The 2,910-nt window shown below is 55.1% G+C and carries 5 protein-coding genes; all 5 read right to left on the bottom strand.

Features of this window, described 5'->3' with window-relative positions:
• A partial coding sequence (locus ACFQND_RS12395) for a hypothetical protein (protein ID WP_377413662.1) occupies nt 1-326 on the bottom strand: 326 nt, incomplete at its 3' end.
• Between the two features lie 486 nt (nt 327-812).
• A complete protein-coding gene (locus ACFQND_RS12390) occupies nt 813-1,250 on the bottom strand; it encodes a hypothetical protein (RefSeq protein WP_371435573.1) in 438 nt (145 codons plus the stop codon).
• Nucleotides 1,243-2,481 (bottom strand): TolC family protein, encoded by a 1,239-nt coding sequence (locus tag ACFQND_RS12385; protein WP_291325367.1) that lies wholly within the window; start codon nt 2,479-2,481, stop codon nt 1,243-1,245. The genes ACFQND_RS12390 and ACFQND_RS12385 overlap by 8 nt, the downstream gene beginning before the upstream one ends.
• Entirely contained in the window at nt 2,478-2,780 is a 303-nt protein-coding gene (locus tag ACFQND_RS12380; protein ID WP_291325366.1) for a DUF3240 family protein, read from the bottom strand. The genes ACFQND_RS12385 and ACFQND_RS12380 overlap by 4 nt, the downstream gene beginning before the upstream one ends.
• The coding region (locus ACFQND_RS12375; RefSeq protein ID WP_377413665.1) for an efflux RND transporter permease subunit at nt 2,773-2,910 on the bottom strand (138 nt) is incomplete at its 5' end. The genes ACFQND_RS12380 and ACFQND_RS12375, both read right to left, overlap by 8 nt.

Below are 2,910 nucleotides of genomic sequence, written 5' to 3'. Positions count from 1 at the left end.
TTGTCAAACTCCATTACGCCACTGACTGAAAATATGTAGTCGAACTTGTTTTCCGGAAAGACGGCAAAAGGACGACTCGCGTCTACTGATGCAAAATCGCCTGAAGCCAAAGAATCAGGTTTTTTCAAATCGCACCCCCGCAAGTCAGCGCCAGGAAAAAATCGGCGCAAGGACGAGATCAGTTCACCCTTCCCGCAAGGAATATCTAGCATAGCGCTGGTGGATAAGTCTTTTCCGGGTTTGAGAAGGTATTCGATGATCGCTCTGTGTACTCCTCGGCAGGTCATTCCTCGCGGGATTGAATTTAGAATTTGCTTAGAAGGCATAGGATTAACACGAAGGAAAGACGCGGTCAAAACCCGGCGTAGGCGCCAAGCCCAACCGCGACTTGGTGATCTTTGAGGTATGCGGACACGCCTGGACTTACATAGTCTGACCCGCAACAGAAGAATTCTCTAGGTAGAGTGGAGTGTTGGTAGGTTTGTGTACTTTTAGGACAGCCGCTTTCATGACTCGCGGAGGCAATGCCAATTTGACGCAATCTGAAATTGTTGCGACTCTATGGCGGCTTCTTCTTTCGTCCTCGACGCGGGCGCCCACGCACTGCCGTTGGAGTTTTCAGTTTTTTTCGATCACGCCAGAGCAGATAAACGAGTATTACGAGCATCACCAGCGCGGACACTGCGCCAGCTACCAGTGCGATCGTCAGCCCTTCGTGAGATGCATTCGGCAAATTCCTTAATCCGTGTGGCATCAGAACATCCCATTGGATTCGCCAGCGCTCCCACCCGTCACATTCTTTGGCATTGACTTCATCGCTGAATGTCGGTCACAACAATGACGCGGCCAGCCCTCTCTGCTAAGAACTCGCCTTGTTGCTTGCTTTGAGCTTGGCGCGGCTCTAATACTGTCCTGCAGTTGGTGACGTTGATGTAAACCAAACTTCCGGCAGTCCAGGTTGATCCAGGTGAAATGGGCACAACCGCTTTTTTGGGACGATTTAGAAACGAGTAAGAGACAACTGCAAATTTGAGCGCAGTTCTTTCCTCGGGGCTTAAAGCGGGGCGGCAATCGCGAAATGGCGTTTGGAGGACGTGATCAGCGGAACCAACAGAGAGCACCGTGCCAGGGCGCCAACCCGCGTCCCATTCATACTTACTTTCGTAGATGGTCTGACAACCGGCGAGGATGAGCAAGGCCATTGCCAAGAGCAATCTACATGACCTTTGTGAAATCGTTTTATTAGTCATGTTCCAGGCCCCAAACGAAATGCGCGTCGATTAGCAAACCGTAGTAAGCCTTCAACGCGTTCGTCTGTGCGAGTAAGGCACTATTCATCGCAGCGGTGACCTGTCGACGTGCCAGCAACAAAGTCTGCAGATCTCCTTCGCCAAGCGAATACGCGCGTTGCACCAGCTTGGCGTTTTCCTGCATAGCGAGAGCGCCCTCGTTGGCAATCTGCAGGCTCTCATAGGTTCCCCGGGCAGTGACCAACGCAGTAGCAATCTCGGTTTCGAGCTCACGTTTCTTGAGGTCAACGGCATTACGGGCAACTTCAACAGCCGCCAGAGCCTTGGAACTGCGTGAATCGCGCAAGCCGCCGGGCAGAGGAATGCTGATGGTGACGCCAGAAATTCGTTCCCGGCCACCCACCTCAGAGGCAGTGAAAACACCGAAGGTCGGATCGGGAACCCGGTCAGCCCGCGCACGGTCGGCCTGGGCTTGCGCTATCCGCAACTGGGTCTGCGCGACCTTGAGCTCGTCGTTTTCGGCAATGATCCGATCACGCCACAGGGTTTCATCCTCCGTAATCAACAGCGGAGAAGGCATCAGCACGCTTTGGCGGTTAATGCCGGGAAAGCGTGCTGACAGTCGCGCCCAGGCAGCCGATGCCTGCGTCCGGGCATCGTTGTCCATCCGTTTTTGCTCGGCCAACTCCGCGTTGGCGAAGTTGAGGTCGAGTCTGGACGCATCGCCAGCACGGGTGCGTTTGTCGACTGCCTTCAGATTTTCCTGGACAGCCACAAGATTTGAAGCAGCCAACTCGCGACCGCGCTCTGCCGCAAGCCAATCTAGCCAAAGTGACACCAGTTCCCGAGCGGATTCATGCAATGCTTCACCATACTGGGCCTTGGACTCGTCGATGGTGGCCTTGCCGATGTTACGGTCAGCCGAGCCCTTGCCCGGAAGTCTGATGGTCCGCTCAATTCCGACATTCCACTCGCGGTAGCGTGGCCCGGTGTCTAGAGACCGCCGCTGCCCCAGCGCTTTCGCAGTCCATTCGTAGGGTGACTTGTCAAGAATGCTGGCCTCTTGCCTTGCAACCTCCAAGCCTGCGCGCGCCGCAGCAACACGCGGGTCTTGTTCCAAAAGCGGCCGGGCGATCTCTGTAGGCAACAACCCTGGGACGTTCGGTGGTTGAAGTGCGTAGGCAGAACTAACCCCCATGATCAGGGATGCCAGGAGGGGTCGAATTTTCATGCTATTTCTCCCGCCTCAATGACTGGCGTTATCCAATAGCGCAGGCCCGCTCCAGAAAATTGCGCCTGGATATCGCCCAGCAATGCTTGCCGGTCGACTTCAGGAATAACAACTTGTACTTGCGTCGCAAAAGCGCGGCCGAGCACCTGCTCGGTCTGGTTCAGGCTGCCGAAAGCCAGGCCATGAGCGGCCGTCGGAGCACTTGTAAATACCGCCGCGTTGGGTGACAAAAGGAGCAGGTCGAGCAATTTTTCCTCGACGGCTGGCGGGCAAAGGATGGTTAGGCAAAGTTCAGACATCGGAAACCTTTCGTTTCGGAAACGCAAAGCGCAAATACAGAATGGGCAACAACATCAGGGTCAAAGCCGTGGCCGTGATCAACCCGCCGATCACGACGATGGCTAACGGGCGTTGTATTTCGGACCCTGG

This window comes from Polaromonas aquatica (assembly GCF_042659145.1).
Classification (GTDB): domain Bacteria; phylum Pseudomonadota; class Gammaproteobacteria; order Burkholderiales; family Burkholderiaceae_C; genus Polaromonas; species Polaromonas aquatica.
The sequence above is the reverse complement of the archived record's forward strand: the minus strand, read 5'-3'. Positions and strand labels throughout refer to the sequence as shown.